This window comes from Gilliamella sp. wkB108 (assembly GCF_001690195.1).
Classification (GTDB): Bacteria; Pseudomonadota; Gammaproteobacteria; order Enterobacterales; family Orbaceae; genus Gilliamella; species Gilliamella apicola_L.
This window is the reverse complement of the sequence record NZ_LZGM01000033.1, coordinates 1-389: the sequence shown is the minus strand read 5'-3', so window position 1 is coordinate 389 and position 389 is coordinate 1. Positions and strand designations below refer to the sequence as shown.

The window sequence follows — 389 nt, the reverse complement described above, 5'->3', positions numbered from 1 at the left end:
TGAGTTCCCTTAACAATGCAACAATAATCATTTTTAATATTGTTTTATTTATGTACTAACATGATTAGTTAAGATAGGATAATAAAATATTATTTGCGTAAGGTAGGTGAAAATGGATAAAAAACTCAGTTATTATATTTCAGCCTATAAAACTCAGCTGATTAGTGGTGATATCCAAATAGCTTATGAAAAATTACTCAGATATTTGATGTTCCTAAAAACCCATTGTGAAAAAGTGTTTATTAATGAATATTCTTTTGGGCATATCTCTCCGGGCTATATGGATTTTAGTTATTTCCCATTTTTTAATGATTTTTTAAAAACTGAAAAACTCCGTTTCGGAATTGTATTGAATCACAAAAAACTGAGATTTGAGTTATGGTTATTTG

The 389-nt window shown here is 27.2% G+C and carries 1 protein-coding gene; it reads left to right on the top strand.

Translation table 11 applies throughout. The features are described from left to right. Positions 1-112: 112 nt before the first annotated feature. A partial coding sequence (locus A9G11_RS04285) for a DUF7000 family protein (protein ID WP_218056040.1) occupies positions 113-389 on the top strand: 277 nt, incomplete at its 3' end.